Annotated in this window: 15 protein-coding genes; 10 read left to right on the forward strand and 5 right to left on the reverse strand. The window is 65.4% G+C overall.

Features of this window, described 5'->3' with window-relative positions; genetic code table 11:
- The first annotated feature begins 41 nt into the window (after positions 1-41).
- Positions 42-2,330, forward strand: coding sequence for an ATPase AAA (locus OPIT5_18610; GenBank protein AHF91931.1), 2,289 nt, complete (start codon positions 42-44; stop codon positions 2,328-2,330).
- A 41-nt stretch (positions 2,331-2,371) separates the two neighbouring features.
- On the opposite strand, the gene OPIT5_18615 is transcribed toward OPIT5_18610, so the two are convergent.
- On the reverse strand, positions 2,372-3,154 hold the full coding sequence (locus tag OPIT5_18615) for a hypothetical protein (protein AHF94521.1): 783 nt from the start codon (positions 3,152-3,154) through the stop codon (positions 2,372-2,374).
- Positions 3,151-3,264, reverse strand: coding sequence for a hypothetical protein (locus OPIT5_18620; GenBank protein AHF94522.1), 114 nt, complete (start codon positions 3,262-3,264; stop codon positions 3,151-3,153). The genes OPIT5_18615 and OPIT5_18620 overlap by 4 nt, the downstream gene beginning before the upstream one ends.
- A 124-nt stretch (positions 3,265-3,388) precedes the next feature.
- Here OPIT5_18620 and OPIT5_18625 point away from each other — a divergent pair, with 124 nt between their 5' ends.
- Together OPIT5_18625 and OPIT5_18630 are read left to right on the forward strand one after the other, a co-directional pair.
- Complete coding sequence (locus OPIT5_18625; protein ID AHF91932.1) at positions 3,389-4,378, forward strand: AraC family transcriptional regulator; 990 nt, start codon at positions 3,389-3,391, stop codon at positions 4,376-4,378.
- Entirely contained in the window at positions 4,375-5,763 is a 1,389-nt protein-coding gene (locus OPIT5_18630; protein ID AHF94523.1) for a hypothetical protein, read from the forward strand. Before OPIT5_18625 ends, OPIT5_18630 begins: the two co-directional genes overlap by 4 nt.
- A gap of 600 nt (positions 5,764-6,363) precedes the next feature.
- Here OPIT5_18630 and OPIT5_18635 read toward each other — a convergent pair.
- Together OPIT5_18635 and OPIT5_18640 are read right to left on the reverse strand one after the other, a co-directional pair.
- Positions 6,364-6,765 carry a flagellar motor protein MotB gene (locus OPIT5_18635; GenBank protein AHF91933.1) on the reverse strand — a complete coding sequence of 134 codons (402 nt, stop codon included), beginning with the start codon at positions 6,763-6,765 and terminating at the stop codon, positions 6,364-6,366.
- Between the two features lie 136 nt (positions 6,766-6,901).
- Positions 6,902-7,873 carry an acetyl esterase gene (locus tag OPIT5_18640; protein ID AHF91934.1) on the reverse strand — a complete coding sequence of 324 codons (972 nt, stop codon included), beginning with the start codon at positions 7,871-7,873 and terminating at the stop codon, positions 6,902-6,904.
- Between the two features lie 227 nt (positions 7,874-8,100).
- Between OPIT5_18640 and OPIT5_18645 the strand changes: the two genes are divergently transcribed.
- The 5 genes from OPIT5_18645 (at position 8,101) to OPIT5_18665 (ending at position 15,208) form a co-directional block, all read left to right on the forward strand.
- Positions 8,101-8,682 carry a MarR family transcriptional regulator gene (locus OPIT5_18645; GenBank protein AHF91935.1) on the forward strand — a complete coding sequence of 194 codons (582 nt, stop codon included), beginning with the start codon at positions 8,101-8,103 and terminating at the stop codon, positions 8,680-8,682.
- Between the two features lie 84 nt (positions 8,683-8,766).
- Positions 8,767-9,897, forward strand: coding sequence for an RND transporter (locus OPIT5_18650; protein AHF91936.1), 1,131 nt, complete (start codon positions 8,767-8,769; stop codon positions 9,895-9,897).
- 163 nt (positions 9,898-10,060) lie between these two features.
- On the forward strand, positions 10,061-13,174 hold the full coding sequence (locus OPIT5_18655) for an acriflavine resistance protein B (protein AHF91937.1): 3,114 nt from the start codon (positions 10,061-10,063) through the stop codon (positions 13,172-13,174).
- 28 nt (positions 13,175-13,202) lie between these two features.
- Positions 13,203-14,606 carry a transporter gene (locus tag OPIT5_18660; protein AHF91938.1) on the forward strand — a complete coding sequence of 468 codons (1,404 nt, stop codon included), beginning with the start codon at positions 13,203-13,205 and terminating at the stop codon, positions 14,604-14,606.
- Between the two features lie 32 nt (positions 14,607-14,638).
- Positions 14,639-15,208, forward strand: a complete 570-nt coding sequence (locus OPIT5_18665) for a nitroreductase (protein ID AHF91939.1) — start codon at positions 14,639-14,641, stop codon at positions 15,206-15,208.
- 1 nt (position 15,209) lies between these two features.
- Here OPIT5_18665 and OPIT5_18670 read toward each other — a convergent pair whose 3' ends face one another.
- A complete protein-coding gene (locus OPIT5_18670; protein AHF91940.1) occupies positions 15,210-16,115 on the reverse strand; it encodes a LysR family transcriptional regulator in 906 nt (301 codons plus the stop codon).
- 163 nt (positions 16,116-16,278) lie between these two features.
- Here OPIT5_18670 and OPIT5_18675 point away from each other — a divergent pair, with 163 nt between their 5' ends.
- Both OPIT5_18675 and OPIT5_18680 read left to right on the forward strand, forming a co-directional pair.
- Positions 16,279-16,851 carry a transcriptional regulator gene (locus OPIT5_18675; GenBank protein ID AHF91941.1) on the forward strand — a complete coding sequence of 191 codons (573 nt, stop codon included), beginning with the start codon at positions 16,279-16,281 and terminating at the stop codon, positions 16,849-16,851.
- Between the two features lie 65 nt (positions 16,852-16,916).
- Complete coding sequence (locus OPIT5_18680; GenBank protein ID AHF91942.1) at positions 16,917-18,107, forward strand: hemolysin D; 1,191 nt, start codon at positions 16,917-16,919, stop codon at positions 18,105-18,107.
- Positions 18,108-18,161 lie beyond the last annotated feature (54 nt).

Below are 18,161 nucleotides of genomic sequence, written 5' to 3' on the forward strand. Positions count from 1 at the left end.
TGCCTCTGCGTGACTGTTCGAATCCCTGATCTCATCTTCCCGTGACCGCTTCCCGTCCCGATTCCTCCGCCTCCCGTCCGGCTCCGGACACGCTCGCGGGCGTGCTCGAACGGATCATTTTTCTCAACGAGGAAAACCACTACACGATCGCCGAGTTTCGCGCGGACGGGCGCAGCGGCGCGGATGCGAAAGTCACGATCACCGGCGCGCTCCCCGGCGTGCAGTGCGGCGAGACGCTCCATCTGCGGGGCTCCTGGACACGCCACGCCCAGCACGGCGACCAGTTCCGCATCGAGTCGTTCACCAGCGAGCTGCCGTCGAGCGTGTATGGCATCCGCAAATACCTCGGCAGCGGCCTCGTCCACGGCATCGGCAAGACCTACGCCAACAAGATCGTGGACGCTTTCGGCACCGACACCTTCCGCGTGCTCAGCGAGGACTCCGGCCGGCTGCGCGACGTGCCCGGCATCGGCAAAAAACGCGCGGGGGCCATCAAAAAGGCGTGGGACGACCAGCGGGCGTTTCGCGAACTCTACATCTTTCTCCAGACCTACGGCGTCACCACCGGCCAGTGCGTGAAACTGGTCAACCGCTACGGCGCCGAGGCGCGGACGATCCTCATGCAGGAGCCGTACAAGGTCGCCCGCGAGGTGGACGGCATCGGCTTCAAGACGGCCGACCGCATCGCCATCAACCTCGGCTTCGCCAACGACGCGCCGCCGCGGCTCGACGCCGGCCTGCTCTACGCGATGGACACGCTCCAGGAGGAGGGCCACACCGCGCTCCGCGAGGCCGATCTGGTCGACTACGCCGCGCCGCTCCTCGAAACCGCCGCCGGGCGGCTGGAGGCGCGGCTCGACGCGCTCGTCGAGCAGCGCCAGCTCGTGCGCCACTGGCCGCCCGGCGTGGCCGATCCGCTGCCCGGCTCGGCGCTCGTGCAGTTGCCCGTGCTCGACCGCGCGGAGCAGAAAATCGCCGGCGCGGTCGTGCGCATCGCGAAGGTCGGCAGCGGCCTGCCGCCGATCAGGACCGACGCCGCCGTGCAATGGGCCGAACAAAAAGCCGGTTTCGAATTCGCCGCGCAGCAGCGCGTCGCGCTGAAAAATGCACTCGTATCGAAGGTGTCGATACTCACCGGAGGTCCGGGAACGGGCAAGACCACGATCCTGCGCGCGCTCGTCGATATCCTGAAGGCGAAAAAAGTGCGCCTCCACCTCGCCGCGCCCACCGGCCGCGCCGCGCAGCGGCTGGCGGAGACGACGGGCGGCTTCGCCTCGACGATCCACCGCCTGCTCAAATACGACCCGGCCAAAGGCGGCTTTGTCGCCAACGAACACCAGCCGCTCGCCACCGATTTCCTCGTCGTGGACGAAGCCTCGATGCTCGACACGCGCCTGGCGGCGGCGCTCTTCCAGGCGGTGCCCTCGCGCGCGCACCTGCTGCTCGTCGGCGACACCGACCAGTTGCCGAGCGTCGGCGCGGGCAACGTCCTGAAGGACATCATCGCCACGCAGCATGTGCCGGTGACGCGGCTCGACGTCATCTACCGCCAGAAGGGCCAGAGCCAGATCGTGACGACCGCGCACGCCATCAACTCCGGCGACCCGACGCTGCCGCCGACGGTTTCGGACGTGTCGGCGGTGCAGGCCTGGGGCGACCTCGTGTTCATCGCCGCCGACTCGGCCGAGGATTGCCTGCGCAAGGTCACGCAACTGTGCACGGAGTTTGTGCCGCGCGTCCTGAAATGGCCGCATCCGGTCAACGACGTGCAGGTGCTCGCGCCCATGCACAAGGGCGTGGCAGGCGTGGGCAATTTCAACGCGCAGCTCCAGGCCGCGCTCAACCCCGACGCCCGCGCCCGCGGCGCCCGTGACACCGGCGGCGTGCGCACGCCGGCCGGCGAACTGCGCGCGGGGGACAAGGTCATCCAGCTCCGCAACAACTACGACAAGAACCTGTTCAACGGCGACATCGGCGTGGTGACGGCGACCGATGCCGGAGAGGGCACGTTCGACGCCACCTTCGACGGCGAGGCGCACGCCTTCACGCGGGGCGACGCGGGCGATCTGGCGCTGGCCTATGCGATCTCGATCCACAAGTCGCAGGGCAGCGAATATCCGGTCGTGATCGTGCCACTCCTGAAGGCGCACTTCATGATGCTCCAGCGCAACCTGCTCTACACGGCGATCACGCGCGGCAAGAAAAAGGTGTACGTCGTCGGCGAGCCCGCGGCCTGGGCGATGGCCGTGCGCAACAACGAGGCCCGTACCCGCACCACCCACCTGCGCGAGAAAATCGCCGCCGCGGCCGGAGCGGACGGTATCGCGTGACGGCCGGCTGTCGTCAGACAGGACAAACGGCCGGTCAACGGTCAGCGGCGGCGTTTCCGGAGGAGCAAGCCGGCGGCGCCCGATGCGGCGAGTCCGCCGAGCAGGGGCCACGCGGACGGTTCCGGGATGGTGGAGTTGGAGGTGATGGTCACGACGAGATCGGCCAGGTAGACACTGTCAGGGGTGCTGAAGATGCTGCCGCTGCCCAGGCCGTTGATCAGGATGCCGCCGCGGGTCAGGCTGGTGTTGGCCGGCAGGACGAACTGGCCGGTGACAGTGGTCCAGGTGGAACCATCATCGTTGAAACTGAAGATGCTGGCGACCTCCGGGAAGCTGGCGTTGCCGGCAGAGGTTGCGCTGGTCGCGAACTTCACGCTCCAGTTGTCAGGATTGATTCTGTCGTCGGTGTCGTTGGCCAGAATTTTGAAGCTCCAGGTTACAGTGATCGATTCATCGGGAACGAGCGAGGTGAAATCGAGATTCATGAGATAGAAGCCGAAGTCGGCAGTCTGGAGTCCCACCGTGTGAATCTCATAGGCGGTGACGCCTCCGATGACGGTAATGGAATGATCGGAGTCGCTGCTTTGCCCGCGGGCGATGAACATGCCGGCAGGCGTGCTGCCGGGATCGCCGCTGGGATAGGCCTGATCGAGTGTGTAGTTCCAGCTGGCGGTGTTTGTGGCCAGCGTGCGGGGCGTGGTGAACGTGACCGAATAGTCGCGCGTCTGCGCATGCAGGGCGGAGGCGGCGGGCAGAAGCCCGGCGAGGAGGAGACAGCATGCTGAAGCGCGCATGCGGCGGACGGATGAGACCGATGTTTTCATGAGTTCGTTTTGCTGACGGTTGCGGGGATGGCGGGCTCCATGGAAAGGCTGTCGGGACAGAGGGGGTTGCCGGTGACGGGCAGCAGGCTGCCGGCGGAACAGGAAAGCATCCGGAGAAATGAATAGGAATCGATAATTTGATGTATTGTGTAAAAATTTAAGAAAATCGATAAGCAAGAATAAAACTGAGAAACTTAATTGATTCGGCCCGGGTTTTGGGCATTCTCCGTCTGCATGTCGAAGCGTTCATCCTCGCCTGCCGCGTCCGGTTCGCCCGCCTTTGTCCCGCTCCCGGGCGTGCCCTCCTGGGTGGGCGGAATCGTGGACATGCCCGATCACTACCACGGCCTGAACTGGTCGAGCGCGGTGATGCCCAACAACTTCCTGTTTTTCGTACGGCAAGGGCCGCACGAGATGATGCCGATGAGCGTGACGTTCAGCGTGCATCACCGGTACGAACTGGTGGTGGCCTACGCGGGCGAGGGGCGGGTCTGTGTGGAGGACCGGATTTACGCCTTGCAGCCGGGGACCGCCCTGCTGCTGCGGCCGGGGGAATTTCACCACTACTTCGGATTTTCGGCCGAGCGGTTTGCGTGGCTGTTTTTTACTTTCGATCTGGCGGAAGACTCCGGCCTGACGGAGGCGGCGGGCGTGCCGCGCCACCTGGAAATGACGGATCTCGCGCTGATTTCGGAGACGGGCCGGTCCTGGGTCGCCGGGCAACGTTCCGGGCGCGCCGTATTCGAGATGGGACTACGCATGGGCCGTCTCCTCGAGGCGATGGCGGAGCGCGCGAACGTGGAGCCGCTCGCGGAACCGGCCGGCGACGAACGGGAGGCGTGCACGATGTTGCGCACGCTGGCGCATTTTGTGGACCGGAGGATGGACCAGGCGCTGCGTATCGGCGATCTGGCGGACCATCTCGGCATTTCGGAGAGCAACCTGCGCAAGCTCTTCCGCGAGCGTTTCGGCGTGAGCCTGGGCAGCTACCTGCGGCGTTCGCGGCTGACGCGGAGCGTGCAGCTCATCCACCGCACGGACATGAGCGTATCGGAGGTGGCGCGTCTCTGCGGTTTCGAATCGATTTTTTCCTTCAGCCAGGCGTTCCGCCGCGCCATCGGCATGCCGCCCTCCGCCTACCGTCGCCATCTGGCCGAGGGGCGTCCGCCGATCATTCCCGGAACAGTTCCGGAAGCGGACGAGGTTCCTGATTTTTCCGAATGACCACCGACCTGTTTTCCTCGTCCTCGCCCGCCGTGCCGGTGCGGGGTGTGCATCTCGACCTGAAAGGTGTGCCGCCCTCTTTCCCGCGGCTGCTGGAGTTGCCGGAGTTGTTCCGGAAGCTGCGGTTCAACGCCGTGCTGGTCGAGTGGGAGGACATGTTTCCCTGGTCCTGCGATGTGCGCCTGCGCGGACGCACGGCGTACACGGTGGCGCAGGTGCGGCGATTCGCCGGCCGGTGTGCGGAGCTGGGGCTGGAGATCATCCCGCTGGTGCAGAGCCTCGGGCACGCGGAAAACGTGCTGCGGTTGCCGGGCAACGAAGAGCTGCGCGAGGTGCCGCACCGTACGGATGTGTTCCATCCGCTCGATCCGCGCGCGCCGGAGCTGGTGCGGAGGATGGTCACCGATGTGCTCGCGCTCCTGCCTGGCGTGCGCCGGTTCCATCTCGGCGGCGACGAGGTCTATACGCTGGGCGCGCATCCGGAAAGCCGCGCTTTTCTCGAAAAACACGGAGCGGCGGCGCTTTATCTGAAACAGCTCGGCCCCGTCATGGCCGAGCTGGCGGGGCGGGGGATCCGGCCGCTGCTGTGGCACGACGAGTTTGTCGGCTGGAGCGCGGCCGAGCTGGCCCGGCTGGCGCCGCATGCGGACCTTGTCGTGTGGGGCTACACGGGTGATCCGCGCGATCCGGCGACGTACCATCACCGCCTCCCGCATGTGGAAAAATTGCACGCGGCCGGCTGCACCTTGTGGGCGGCCACGGCCTACAAGGGCGCGGATGGTCCCGGCGCCAACCTGCCTGACACCGGCCGCCGGCAGATCGCGACGCAGGCCTGGGTGGAGCTGACGCCGCGCTTCGCGTTGCGAGGCGTGTTCGCCACCGGATGGAGCCGCTACGCGAGCGGCCGCATCCAGGTGACGCCGCTCGACGGCGCGCTTGATTCCCTGGTCAACACGGCTGTGATCCTGCACGAAGGCCATCCGCCGGCGGGCGGTATCGACGATTGCATGACATGGCTCGACGCCGCGGGCGAGGGCGAGGGATTCCGGCGTTGCCAGGCGGCGCTTGCGAAGCTCACGCGGCATGCCGACAAGGCGTGGGACTGGATTCGCCAGCTGGAGGAACAGGCGGCCAATCTCGAACTGGAGCCGGAGCGCGCCGAAAGCGGGATCGAGGAGATCATTTTCCGGCTCTTCGACGCCGAGATCGCGGCGCTCGCCGCCGCCGGCGCCGGGCTGGAAGAGGCCTTGCGCGGGCGGATCGATGCGCCGTGGCCGCGGTTTTATCACGAGGCGCGCCGTCGTCCGATTGAGGATGCGGCGATGCGGTTGCGGGCGCGGCTGCTCGACGGCAGGATCGCACCGGAGCCGGTGGCGCTGCTATAAACGCAAGGCCGGAGGCGGCGAGAGGCTCCCCCGTCATTCCGGCAAACCGGATTGTCTCCACCGGTCCGGAATCCTTGCGACTGGCGATTCCGTTCGCCGGTTTTGGCAAGGATATCGTCGGATTTGGCATTCGTTCGTTTCGCCGCTGGCACCGGCATTGCTCTTTCCATTGCCGGTCCGGGCATGCGCGTTTTTTCGCAGCATCCCGATGCCGTCCTGTTCTTTTGTCCTTTACCGGCGCGGCCGTCTGCCGCCGGTCCTTTTACACATCCCCATGTGCATTCGGAGTGCAGCCCGTGTTGCGCTGTTTCGGGTTTCCTGGCCTTTGCGGTCCAGGTTGTCCGGAGTGGTGGCCACCGGGCCGCAGGCCGGTCTGTTGGTCATCCGTCCCGAAAGGGAATGACGAACAGGCCGGCGGCTCCCTTGAATTTTTTTGGTTTCCGATCTTCCGGAAGGGCGCTCCGCACTGGCGGTGCGCTCCTTCCTGTTGTGCCATAGGATATACAGGTGTCGGTTAGAGGTGACCCGGCTCGCGTCGGCAAGGCGCGGGCCGGTGTCTGTATCGGGGCTCGAAGGGCTGGCCGGCAAGGACGGCCGGGCTCACTTCCTCTGCGACGGCGGTGTGGCGCTGGGGCGCTCCGTGCTGGCGGCCGAGGCGGCGGCGCGTTTGTCCGCGAGGGGCACGCCATATTTGTCCACCGCAATCTCGACCGGCACCTGCACCGTGCGACCGTCGCTGGTGGTCACCGTCTGCCACCGGCGTACGACCTGGTGATCGTTGTTGAAGACTTCCTTCGTTTGCCAGGCGACGCCTTCGCCGACGCCGACCACCGCGCCGGCCGCATTCCCCGCGACCGCGCCCACCACCGCGCCGGCGGCATTGCCGATGGCCGGACCCGGCTGGTCGGGATTGGTGATGCGGCCATCGTTATGGGTTGCACAACCGCCGGTCAAAAGAACGGCGACGAGGGTGAACGCGAGGCGACGGAAAGGTACTTTCATGGCAAGGATGGCGGACAGCCTGACCTGTCCGGCGCGGTTTTTCCACTTCCAAAAAACGGTGAAAGAGAGGGAAGGGGAGCGAGGATCTGGATCTGTTTGTGTCTGCTGCTCCCCCGGAACCGTTCGCTGGCGTACCTCAGAGTTCCCCCATGAAATTGAAGATCCGGTCGAAATGTCCCGGCAGGCCCTCGTGACCGAAATCGGGATAGATGACCATGTTCTTTTTCGCGCGGATCTTGTTGTAGGCGGCGAACTGCGTCGAAGGCGGGCAAATGGTGTCCATCAAACCGGTGAACATCAGCGTCTCGGCCTTGATGCGCGGCGCGAGATTCTGGCAATCGATGTAGCCGAGTTTGGTGAAGATTTCGTCTTCGCGTTCATGACGCGGGTCGAAAAGCCGGAAATAGTCGCGCAACTCCTTGTAGGCGTCCTTGGCCTGATCCATCTCCCACACCCGTTTGTAGTCGCAGAGGAAGGGGAATACGGAGGCGGCACGCTTTACGCGGGGTTCGAGCGCGGCGCAGGCGAGCGTGAGGGCGCCGCCCTGCGAGCCGCCGGTGGCTCCGACGCGCCGGGGATCCACCTCCGGAAGCGCAAGGACGACACGGGCCATTTGTGCGGTATCGAGAAAGATGGAACGGAAGAGCAGTTTCTGCGGATCGGGGTCGTCGAGCCCGCGGATGATGTGGCCGTTGAGGGTGTTGCCCTGCACCCCGCCCTTGTCTTCCGAGGAGCCGCCCTGGCCGCGGCAGTCCAGCGAGGCGATGCAGTAACCCTGGCTGACCCAGGAAAGTTTGTCGGCCCAGTCGCCGGCGTTGCCGGAGTAGCCGTGAAACTGGAGAATGGCGGGCGCGGGAGCCGTTTTTTTGCCGGGGAGCGGACGCAGGTATTTGGCATGGATGCGCGCGCCGCCCACGCCGGTGAACCAGAGATCGAACGCCTCGGCGCCGCGCGGGGCGATGGCCCGGGTCGGCACAAACTTCGGGTCAGGATCGGTGGCGTCGAGTTCCTTCAGCGCGGTGCGCCAGTAGGCGTCGAAGTCACGGGGCCGCGGGTTGGTGCCGCGGTAGCGTTTCAGTTCGGGAAGCGGTTTGTCGATGACGGGCATGGCGGGTGGGACGGGAAACGGAGATCGGACGAGGAGAAGAAACGGAAGAGCCTGCGAGCAAACCGGAATCGGGAAAATTTTCCATCCGGTTTTTGTCCGGTCCGCCGGATTTTTACACCTCCGCACCTCCGTGCCGGCAGCTTTTTTCAAAAAATTCCGCCGTCGCGCTTGCCTTTCAGTTAGGCGCCTTATTGTTAGGGCCCTGATATTTTAACCACTCACCACGAATGGCATTTTTGCTGCTCAAGGATCTACCACGTTATGACTGCCTGATCGAGGCGGCGAAGACTTTTCCTGATCTGGATCCGTCTGCCACCGAAGCGTATTTGCACCTTCTGCGTTGCGGCGACATGGTCGCGCATGTCGGTCACTCCTGGTTCCAGCGCTGCAATCTCTCGGCGGGACGTTTCACGGTGCTGATGCTGCTTTTCAACAAATGCGGAGGCCCGCTCGCCCATACTCCGGCTGAACTGGCCGACATGGCGGGGGTGACCCGCGCGACCATGACCGGCCTCATCGACACGCTCGAACGCGATGGCATGGTCACCCGCCACCCGGACCCGGTGGACCGCCGCATGATGTCGGTGGCTCTCACCGAAAAGGGCATCGAACATCTCGGCTCCATGCTTCCCGAACATTTCCGGCGGACGGCGGCGGTGATGAGCACCCTGACCACCGCCGAACGGCGCACGCTGGTCGATCTCCTCGGCAAAATCATGGAGCAGGCGATGCGTATCGAACCGCGTGATACGGACAGATCCGCCGCTGTATCCGGCGATGTCGCCACGACTGCCGCCGCCGCATCCTGATCCGCCTCGCCCGGCCGCTTCCACTTTCCGGCTGCCGACAAACGGCCCGTTTTCATCCGTCTTCCAGCATATTCAATCTTCCATATGGCTAAAAAAATAATTCTCAGCCTGGTCGCTCTTCTTGCGCTCCTCGGCGTGATTGCCGGCATCAAGGCCAAACAGATCGGCACGCTGATCGCAGCGAGCGCCAAAATGACCCCGCCTCCCGAAACCGTCACGACTGCCGGGGTCCTCGAGGAATACTGGGAGCCCACGCTCGAGGCGGTCGGCTCGGTCGCCGCCGATCAGGGCGTCGTCCTCAGTTCCGAAGTGTCCGGCACCATCACGAAAATCGCCTTCGAATCCGGCGCATCCGTGAAGGCCGGCGATCTCCTCGCCGAGCTCGATATCTCGGTCGAAAAGGCGCAGCTCGCCGCCGCAGAAGCCCGCGCGAAACTCGCCGAAATCAGTCTCCAGCGCGCGAAGGATCTCCGCGAGAAAAACACCAACTCGCAGGCCGATCTCGATGCCGCCGATGCCGAGTCCAAGGAAGCCGCCGCCCAGGTCGCCAACATCCGCGCCACCATCGGCAAGAAGACCATCCGCGCTCCCTTCGGCGGCCGCCTCGGCATCCGTCTGGTCAACCTCGGCCAGTTCATCAACGCCGGCACGCCCGTCATCTCGCTCCAGTCGTTGCAGCCGGTTCACGTCGATTTCTCTCTCCCGCAGCAGCAGCTCGGCCAGCTCGCCGTCGGCCTCACCGCCCGCGTGAAAAGCGACGCCTGGCCGCAGCAGGTGTTCGAGGGCAAGATCACCGCGATCAATCCCGACATCGACCTCGCCACGCGCTCGGTGAGGGTGCAGCTCACGATCGCCAACGAGAGGGAGCTCCTGCGCCCGGGCATGTTCGGCAACGTCACCGTCGTGCTGCCCGACAAGAGCAAGCTCACGACGATCCCCGCCACGGCCGTCCTCTTCGCCCCCTACGGCGACACCGTGTTTGTCGTCGAAAAGAAGGCCGGCGAAAACTCCGGCGAGGAACAATTCGTGGTGCGCCAGCAGTTTGTCCGCCTCGGTGTGCGGCGCGGCGATTTTGTGGCCGTCTCCGAAGGGCTCGAACCCGGCCAGACCGTCGTCGCCACCGGCGCCTTCAAGCTCCGCAACGGCGTCGCCATCACCGTCAACAACGACCTCGCGCCCAAAGCCGAACTCAACCCGCAACCCGGCGAAGGATGATACAGAAAAAGCTGAAAGCTGAAACGCTGAAAGCTGAAATTTCCAACGCCACTCTGCCACGCCAACGCTGCATTCGCCCGCGCCCCGGCTTCCTGTATCCTTTTTTTAGACACAACAGCATTCTCCATTTCAGTTTTCAACATTTCAGCGTTTCAGCTTTTCTATGAAATCCGCTTTCACCGACATTTTCATCCGTCGGCCCGTGCTCGCGATCGTGGTCAATCTCGTGATCATCATCGCCGGCGTCCAGGCCTGGGAGACGCTCACCGTGCGCCAGTATCCGCGCATGGACGACTCCACCATCACCGTGACGACCGCCTACGTCGGCGCCAGCGCCGAACTCGTCCGCGGCTTCATCACCACGCCGCTCGAGCGCTCCATCGCCGCCGCTGACGGCATCGACTACATCGAGTCCACCAGTTCGCAGGGCGTCTCCACCATCAACGTCCGCCTCAAGCTCAACTACGATCCGACCAAGGCGCTTTCCGAAATCAACTCGCGCGTCAACCAGGTGCGCGGCGACCTCCCGCCCGAGGCCGAGATTCCGGTCATCAACATCCAGTCCACCGACTCGCAGTTCGCCTCGGCCTACCTGCGCTTCAATTCCACCACGCTCCAGCGCAACGAAATCACCGATTACCTCGTGCGCGTCGTGCAGCCCCGCCTCTCCACTGTCGCCGGCGTGCAGAAGGCCGACATCCTCGGCGCCCGCACCTTCGCCATGCGCATCTGGCTCAAGCCCGACCGCATGGCCGCGCTCAACATCAGCCCCGCGCAGGTTCGCGCCGCCCTCGCCGCCAACAACTACCTCTCCGCCGTCGGCACCACCAAGGGCTCGCTCGTCCAGGTCAACCTCACCGCCAACACCGACCTGCGCTCCGTCGCCGAATTCCGCGACCTCGTCATGCGCGAGGAAGGCGGCTCCATCGTGCGCCTCTCCGACATCGCCGACGTCGTGCTCGGCGCCGAGGACTACGACGCCGACGTGCGTTTCTCCGGCGAATCCGCCGTCTTCATCGGCGTCTTCGCCCTGCCCACCGCCAACGCGCTCGATGTCGTCAAGGGCATCCGCACCGAGATGGAGGACATCGTGCAAAACCTGCCGACCGGTCTCGACGGCGGCATCGCCTACGACGCCACCGCCTACATCCAGGACGCCATCGACGAGGTATTCACCACGCTCGGCGAGACGCTGCTCATCGTCATCATCGTCATTTTCCTCTTCCTCGGTTCCTTCCGCTCCGTGCTCATCCCGGTGGTGGCGATCCCGATCTCGCTTGTCGGCGCGCTGTTCCTGATGCAGGCCTTCGGTTTCTCGGTCAACCTGCTCACCCTCCTCGCCATCGTGCTCTCGGTCGGTATCGTCGTCGACGACGCCATCGTCGTGGTCGAAAACGTCGAGCGCCACATGCACGAGGGCAAGACGCCCTTCGAGGCCGCGCTCGCCGGCGCGCGCGAACTCGTGTCGCCGATCATCTCGATGACGATCACGCTCGCCGCCGTGTACGCGCCCATCGGCTTGCAGGGCGGTCTCACCGGTTCGCTCTTCCGCGAATTCGCCTTTACGCTGGCCGGCGCGGTGACGATCTCCGGCGTCGTCGCGCTCACGCTCTCGCCGATGATGTCGTCGCAGTTGCTGAAACCCGGCCTCGACGATCGCGGCCTCGCCGGACTCATCACCCGCGGTTTCGAGAAACTCAAACGCGGCTACGGCGTGCTCCTCAACGGCACGCTCAACGCCCGCCCCGCCGTATACATCGTGTGGATCGTCCTCTCGCTCGCGGCCATCCCGATGTACATGATCTCGCCCAAGGAACTCGCTCCCGCCGAGGACCAGGGCGTCATCCTCGCCATCGCCGAAACACCCGCCAACGGCACGCTCGACCAGGCGGTGCTTTCCACCGAGGCCGCCAACAAGTTTTTCCTGAGCCATCCCGAGACCTCCCGGACCTTCCTCATCACGCAGCCGTCCAGTTCCTTCGGCGGCATGGTGCTGAAGCCCTGGGGCGAGCGCAAACGCTCGGTCTTCGAAATCACGCCCGAGGTCGTCGCCGGCCTCAGCCATATTCCCGGCGTGCGCTACAACGCCATCAATCCGCCCGCGCTCCCGGGCGGCGGCACGTTCCCGATCGAGTTTGTCGTGGCCTCCACGGCCGACACCCCGCAGATCCTCGACATCGTCCGGGAAATCGTCGACCGCGCCAACAAGGCCAACCTCTTCCTCTTCCCGCCGATCATCGACATCAAGATCGACCAGCCGCAGTCGGAGATCACCATCGACCGCGACAAGGTCGCCGCGCTCGGGCTCAACCTCGAGCAGGTCGGCGCGGACATGTCCGCCGCCGTCGGCGGCAACTACGTCAACCGCTTCAACATCGACGGACGCAGCTACAAGGTCATCCCGCAGGTCGCCCGCTCCGAGCGCCTCAACGCCGACCAGCTCCGGAACATCTACGTCACCGGCCCCGCCGGCCAGCTCGTGCCGCTCAGCACCGTGGCCACGATCGAGGACTCGACCGTGCCGCGCACGCTCAACCGCTTCCAGCAGCTCAATTCCGTCAAAATCAGCGGCATGGCGCTGCGTCCGCTCGACGAAGCGCTCCGCTTCCTGGAAGACACGGCCACCGAAGTCATGCCCAAGGGCTACAAGATCGACTACACCGGCCAGTCGCGCCAGCTCCGCGTCGAAGGCAACAAGTTCGGCCCGGCCTTCCTCCTCGCCGTGATCCTGATCTTCCTCGTGCTCGCCGCGCAGTTCAACTCGTTCCGCGATCCCTTCGTCATCCTCGCCGGTTCGGTGCCGCTCGCCATGTTCGGCGCGCTCATCTTCTCGCTGCTGAAAATGCCCAACCCGCAGCTTCACTACTTCACCGACGGCTGGACGACCACGATGAACATCTATTCGCAGGTGGGCCTCGTCACCCTGATCGGTCTCGTATCCAAGAACGGCATCCTGATGGTGGAGTTTGCCAACCACCTCCAGTTGCAGGGCCTTTCCAAGATTGCGGCGATCCGTGAAGCCTCGCTCACGCGTTTCCGCCCCATCCTGATGACGACGATGGCCACGGTGATCGGCCACTTCCCGCTCACGCTCGTGACCGGCGCGGGCGCCGAGGCGCGCAACAGCATCGGTATCGTCATCGTGGCCGGCATGGCCATCGGTTCGCTCTTCACCTTCTTCATCGTGCCGTCGCTCTACGTCCTCATCGCCAAGGACCGCGGCGGCCGCCAGGAACATCTCGCCGCTCCGGCTGCACACGTGGCCCCGGCATCGTAAACGCACCTCTCGCTATACCGTCCGTCTCATGAAAATCCACCGACTCACCGTGCTGTTCCTGCTGGCCTTCGTCAGCCTCCAGCCTTCGGCCTCCGGCCTTTCCGCGGCGGAACCCGCCACCGCCGCCACCGCCTTGCCTCCGGTCCCGCCACCCGCGCCGCTGACCGATCCTGCGCCCGACATCCCGGAAAAACTCGACCTGCCCACCGCCCTCGCCTTCGCGGTCCAGCACAACTACGCGATCCGTCTCGCCCGCGAGCAGATCGAGGAGCAGGAGGGCGTCATCATCGAAGTCCGCGCCGACGCCATCCCGCACGTCTCGCTCGACGGCGCTTACCGGCTCAACGAAAAGGAAATTTCCAACTACCCCGGCGACCGCGACCAGGACTGGAACATCGCGCTCACCGTCCGCCAGAAACTCTACGCCGGCGGCGGTGTGCGCGCCGCGCTCGATGCGCAGACGCTCGTCCGCGAGGCGGCCATCCTCTCGCTCCAGTCCGTCATCAGCGATGCCTTGCTGGAAGTGCGCACGCGCTACTACGACGTGCTTCTCGCCCGCGAGCAGATCACCGTGCAGCAACAGAACGTGGAGCTTCTCGAAGAACAGCTCCAGACCGCCCGCAACCGCTATGAAGCCGGCTCCGTCTCGCACTTCGATGTGCTCCGCGCCGAAGTCGAGCTCGCCAATGCCCAGCCCGGTCTCATCACCGCGCGCAACAACTTCCGCATCGCCATCGACGAGCTCCGCCGCGTCCTCGGCTACACCAACCTCGAAGTGGTCGATCCGCACAAGGCTCCCGAATTTGTCGGCAAGCTCGAATTCACGCCCGTCACCTACGACCTCGCCGCCTCGATCGAGCAGGCGATCCGCGACCGTCCCGAGCTCCAGCGGCTCGACAAGATCACCCGCGCGCGCGAGGCCGGCGTGAGTGTGGCCGTGGCCGACTACCGCCCGACGTTCGATCTGGTCGGCGGCTACCAGGTGCGCCGCAACCAGACGACCGCCTCGTTTTCCGATTCGCAGGACGGCTGGCTCGTGGGCGTCGAGGGTTCATGGGCGATCTTCGACGGCGCCGCCACGCGCGGCCGTGTCCGCCAGGCCCGGTCGCAGCTCGAACAGTCGAAAATCCAGTTCCAGTCCGAACGCCTTCGCGTCGAGGTCGAGGTGCGCCGCGCGCTCTCCTCGCTGCAGGAAGCGACCGAGCTCGCCAACGCCGCCGGCAAGGTCGTCGACCAGGCCGAGGAGGCGCTGCGCCTCGCCGACGCCCGTTACGGCGCCGGCTCGGCCACGCAGCTCGACCAGTTGCAGGCCCGCACCGCCCTGACGGAGGCGCGCCTCAACCAGCTCCAGGCCAACTACAACTATCTCGTATCCGTCGCAACGATACAGCGTGCCATCGCCGCCTCCGATCGTTACGAACTGCCCGAATAATCCGGTCACCGCTCCGTCACCGGAACCGCCGCATGCCCTACCGAACCCGCCGCACGATCAAGCCCGCATCGATGGACGCGGCGCGTCCCGTCGAAAAATCCGTCCTTGCGGAAATCCTCACCGACGCCCACTGGGCGCCGTCGCACGGGATGACGCAGCCGTGGCGCTTCCATGTTTTCGCCGGCGCCGCCCGCCAGCGCCTCGCCGACGGCCTGCTGTCGATTTACGACCGGCTCGTGCCGCCCGCCGCCCGCAATGAGGAGAAGCGCGCCAAACTCTCCGCCCTCGCGCTCCGGTCGCCGGTGGTGATCGCGGTGGCCGCGCGGGTGGAGCCGGGCGGCAAGATACCCGAGCCGGAGGAAATCGCCGCGACCTGCTGCGCGGTGCAGAACCTGATGCTTTCGGCGCACGGGCACGGCCTCGGCTCATTCTGGGCGACGCCGCCGGTGACACGGTCGGCGGAGTTCGCCGCCTGGCTCGGCCTCGACGACACGCACCGGATGCTCGGCGTCGTGGCGCTCGGTTATCCCCTGCCGGGAAAAATCCCGCCACCCCCGCCGCGCCATCCGCTGGAGCAGCACGTGGTCTGGCACGACGAATGATTCACGCGTGGTGCTTGCGAAAATCCCGCAGCACCTCGACGAAATTCTTCACCAGCGGGGAGGTCTCGTCCGCCTTCCAGATCGCGTGCAACTGGAATTGCAGGTCCGGCCCGTTCTCCCTGATCGCCAGCGTGGAAAGCCCCTCCCGCGTGGAGATGCTGCGCGCCATCGGCACAAGCGATACTCCCTGGCCGCCCGCTACCATCGCGAGAAACGCCTCCTGACCCATGACGGATTTCACCGGCCCGGGCCTGATTTTCCGGTCTTTCAGCAACGCAAGCATATGCTCGGCGTGCCCGGTGCTTCCGGGCTGCCCTACCGCCAGCAGCGGTTCACCCTCCAGCTCCCGTAGCGAAATCTGCCGCTGCCGGGCGAGCGGATGCGCGTCGCTGGCGAGCACCTTGAAAGGCGTGTCGATGACCTGGAGATGATTCAGGCCGACAAGCCTGGTCGCTTCGGGGTCGAAGATGAATCCGATCTGTATCCGGCCGTCGCGAAGGGCCGTGGTGTGCTGCTCGTCAAAGGCGATTTCCTCCAGCGTCACGTCGACGTCGGGAAAACGCTCGCGGAACATGTTCAGGCACGTCGGGAGAAATCCGTAGGAGACCGCTCCGGCGTTGCCGATCCGCAGCGTCCCCTGCCGTCCCCGGCCGGCCTCCCGTGTGGCCGTCACCATCTGCTGCATCTGCTCCAGCAGCCGCTTCGCTTCCTTCAGCAAAACCTCGCCGGCGACGGTCAATCGCACCCGTGTGGTGTCCCGCTCCAGCAGGCGCGTATCGACGTGGCTCTCCAGATCCCTGATCTGCACGCTCAGCGTCGGCGCCGAAACATGCAACCGCTCCGCCGCGCGCCGGAAATTCAGTTCCTCGGCCACGGCCACAAAGTATCGGAGGTGCCTCAGTTCCATCGTGCCCTTGCTGTTAGTCCCGGACTAACACGATGCAAGAAACAAAGTAATTCCGCGTTTCGCCGCCCGGTGATAGTCTCCTGCCGTATTCCGGCGCGATCCGGCCCGTCCGCGTGCCTCTCCCTCATCGACAGCAACACTCCCTTCATTCCGCCTCGCGACCATGACTCCCTCCATCGACCCCATCCAGGATGCCCTCCGCCACCGGGCCTTCAAATGCGCCGGCAAGCACGAGCCCCGTTGCCGCACCCTGCTCGCCTTTCTCGTCACGTCCCACCGGGTTCGCACCTTTCTCAAGCACAGTCTTTCGAAACAGAAACTCACCGAAACCGGATTCCGGATCCTCGCCACCCTCGTTGCCCACGAAGACGCTCCGCTTTCCCCGACACAGATTTCGAGCCTGGCATCCATGTGGCCGCCCACCGTCACCGATGTGCTCACCCGGCTGGAAATTTCCGGCCTCATCATCCGCGAACGCAGCACCGTCGACCGCCGCCAGGTTCTCACCCGGCTGACGCCCGCCGGCCGCAAACACTACACGTCGGCTGTCGATCATCTCGTCGGCGACATGGTCCGCCTCGCCGAACCGATCGCCCCGGCCGAATTCGCCGTGCTGCGCACGGCCTGCGACCATCTCGATTCCCGGGTTGCCCAACTGACGGAGAACGCGGGAGCGGGCAGTTCTTCGGCTTCCGATATCACGGCTGCGCCGGAGGAGGAGGCCGCACACGCATGAGTCCCGAATCCGCGCGCCACTTTTTGCCCGACGCCCCTTCGCCCGAACCGGTTTTATCGAATTATATGCCACGCCAACACACCCTTCTTTTCATTCTCGCCATCGCCGCTCCGCTGTTTGCCGCCGGCTGCGGCAAAAACCGGGACGCCGCGGCCCCCGCCGCTCCGCCGTCCGCCGTCGAGGTCGGCGTCGTCACGCTCGGCACCACCGCCGTCTCGCAGACCCGCGAACTTCCCGGTCGCACCGAGGCGCATCGCGTCGCCCAGGTGCGGGCGCGGGTCAACGGCATCGTTCAAAAGCGCCATTTCACCGAGGGCGCCGACGTGAAGGAAGGCGAACTGCTCTACCAGATCGACCCGGCCCCGTACCAGGCCGTGCTCGACAGCGCGAAGGCCAGCCTCGCCCGCGCCGAGTCCAACCTGAAGACCGCCAGTCTCCAGGCCGAGCGCTTCAAGGGACTCGTCGCCGTCAATGCCGTCAGCAAACAGCAATACGACGACGCCGTCGCGGCCGTTGGCACATACACGGCCGACGTGGCCGCCGCCCGCGCCGCGATCACTTCGGCGGAGATCGATCTCGGTTACACAAAGGTCACCTCGCCCATCGCCGGCCGGATCGGTCTCTCCGAAGTCACGGAAGGCGCCTACGTGCAGGCCGCGCAGGCCACGCTCATGGCGACCGTCCAGCAGCTCGATCCCATCTACGTCAACCTCGTCCAGCCCAGTGCGGAAGTCTCGCGGCTCAAGCGCGCTCTCGAAAAGGGCACCCTGAAATCCGGCGCGGAGAAGGGAGGCGCGCCCGTCCATCTCATTCTCGAGGACGGCACCGCCTACGAGCATGCGGGGGCGCTCCAGTTTTCCGATGTCACCGTGGACCGCACCACCGGTTCGGTCACCCTGCGCGCGCTCTTTCCCAATCCGCGCGGCGATCTTTTTCCCGGCATGTTTGTGCGCGCCCGGTTCGAGGAAGGAGTCAACCCGCAGGCGCTGCTCGCTCCGCAGCAGGGCGTCAGCCGCAACTATCGGGGCCAGCCCACCGCCTGGGTGGTGACGGCGGACAACAAGGCCGAGAACCGTATCATCGAAACCGGCCGCACGCACGGCGACCAGTGGATCGTCACCGGCGGCCTCAACCCCGGGGACAAGGTCATTGTCACCAATCTCCAGCGTATCCGCACCGGCACTCCGGTAACCGCTGTCCCCTGGACGCCGAAAACCGGGGCGGCGGGCGCAACGGACGAAAAATCGAAAAACTGAGCGCCTCTCTCACCCGGTACGCCACGCGCAAAATTCCGCACTCCGCATCCCGCA

The sequence above is a fragment of the Opitutaceae bacterium TAV5 genome (assembly GCA_000242935.3).
Lineage (GTDB): Bacteria > Verrucomicrobiota > Verrucomicrobiia > Opitutales > Opitutaceae > Geminisphaera.

Coding starts and splice junctions, on each gene's coding strand:
- OPIT5_18615 (AHF94521.1), bottom strand. CDS start 3,154: ATGAAAACATCGGTCTCATCCGTCCGCCGCATGCGCGCTTCAGCATGC.
- OPIT5_18620 (AHF94522.1), bottom strand. CDS start 3,264: ATGCTTTCCTGTTCCGCCGGCAGCCTGCTGCCCGTCACCGGCAACCCC.
- OPIT5_18625 (AHF91932.1), top strand. CDS start 3,389: ATGTCGAAGCGTTCATCCTCGCCTGCCGCGTCCGGTTCGCCCGCCTTT.
- OPIT5_18630 (AHF94523.1), top strand. CDS start 4,375: ATGACCACCGACCTGTTTTCCTCGTCCTCGCCCGCCGTGCCGGTGCGG.
- OPIT5_18635 (AHF91933.1), bottom strand. CDS start 6,765: ATGAAAGTACCTTTCCGTCGCCTCGCGTTCACCCTCGTCGCCGTTCTT.
- OPIT5_18640 (AHF91934.1), bottom strand. CDS start 7,873: ATGCCCGTCATCGACAAACCGCTTCCCGAACTGAAACGCTACCGCGGC.
- OPIT5_18645 (AHF91935.1), top strand. CDS start 8,101: ATGGCATTTTTGCTGCTCAAGGATCTACCACGTTATGACTGCCTGATC.
- OPIT5_18650 (AHF91936.1), top strand. CDS start 8,767: ATGGCTAAAAAAATAATTCTCAGCCTGGTCGCTCTTCTTGCGCTCCTC.
- OPIT5_18655 (AHF91937.1), top strand. CDS start 10,061: ATGAAATCCGCTTTCACCGACATTTTCATCCGTCGGCCCGTGCTCGCG.
- OPIT5_18660 (AHF91938.1), top strand. CDS start 13,203: ATGAAAATCCACCGACTCACCGTGCTGTTCCTGCTGGCCTTCGTCAGC.
- OPIT5_18665 (AHF91939.1), top strand. CDS start 14,639: ATGCCCTACCGAACCCGCCGCACGATCAAGCCCGCATCGATGGACGCG.
- OPIT5_18670 (AHF91940.1), bottom strand. CDS start 16,115: ATGGAACTGAGGCACCTCCGATACTTTGTGGCCGTGGCCGAGGAACTG.
- OPIT5_18675 (AHF91941.1), top strand. CDS start 16,279: ATGACTCCCTCCATCGACCCCATCCAGGATGCCCTCCGCCACCGGGCC.
- OPIT5_18680 (AHF91942.1), top strand. CDS start 16,917: ATGCCACGCCAACACACCCTTCTTTTCATTCTCGCCATCGCCGCTCCG.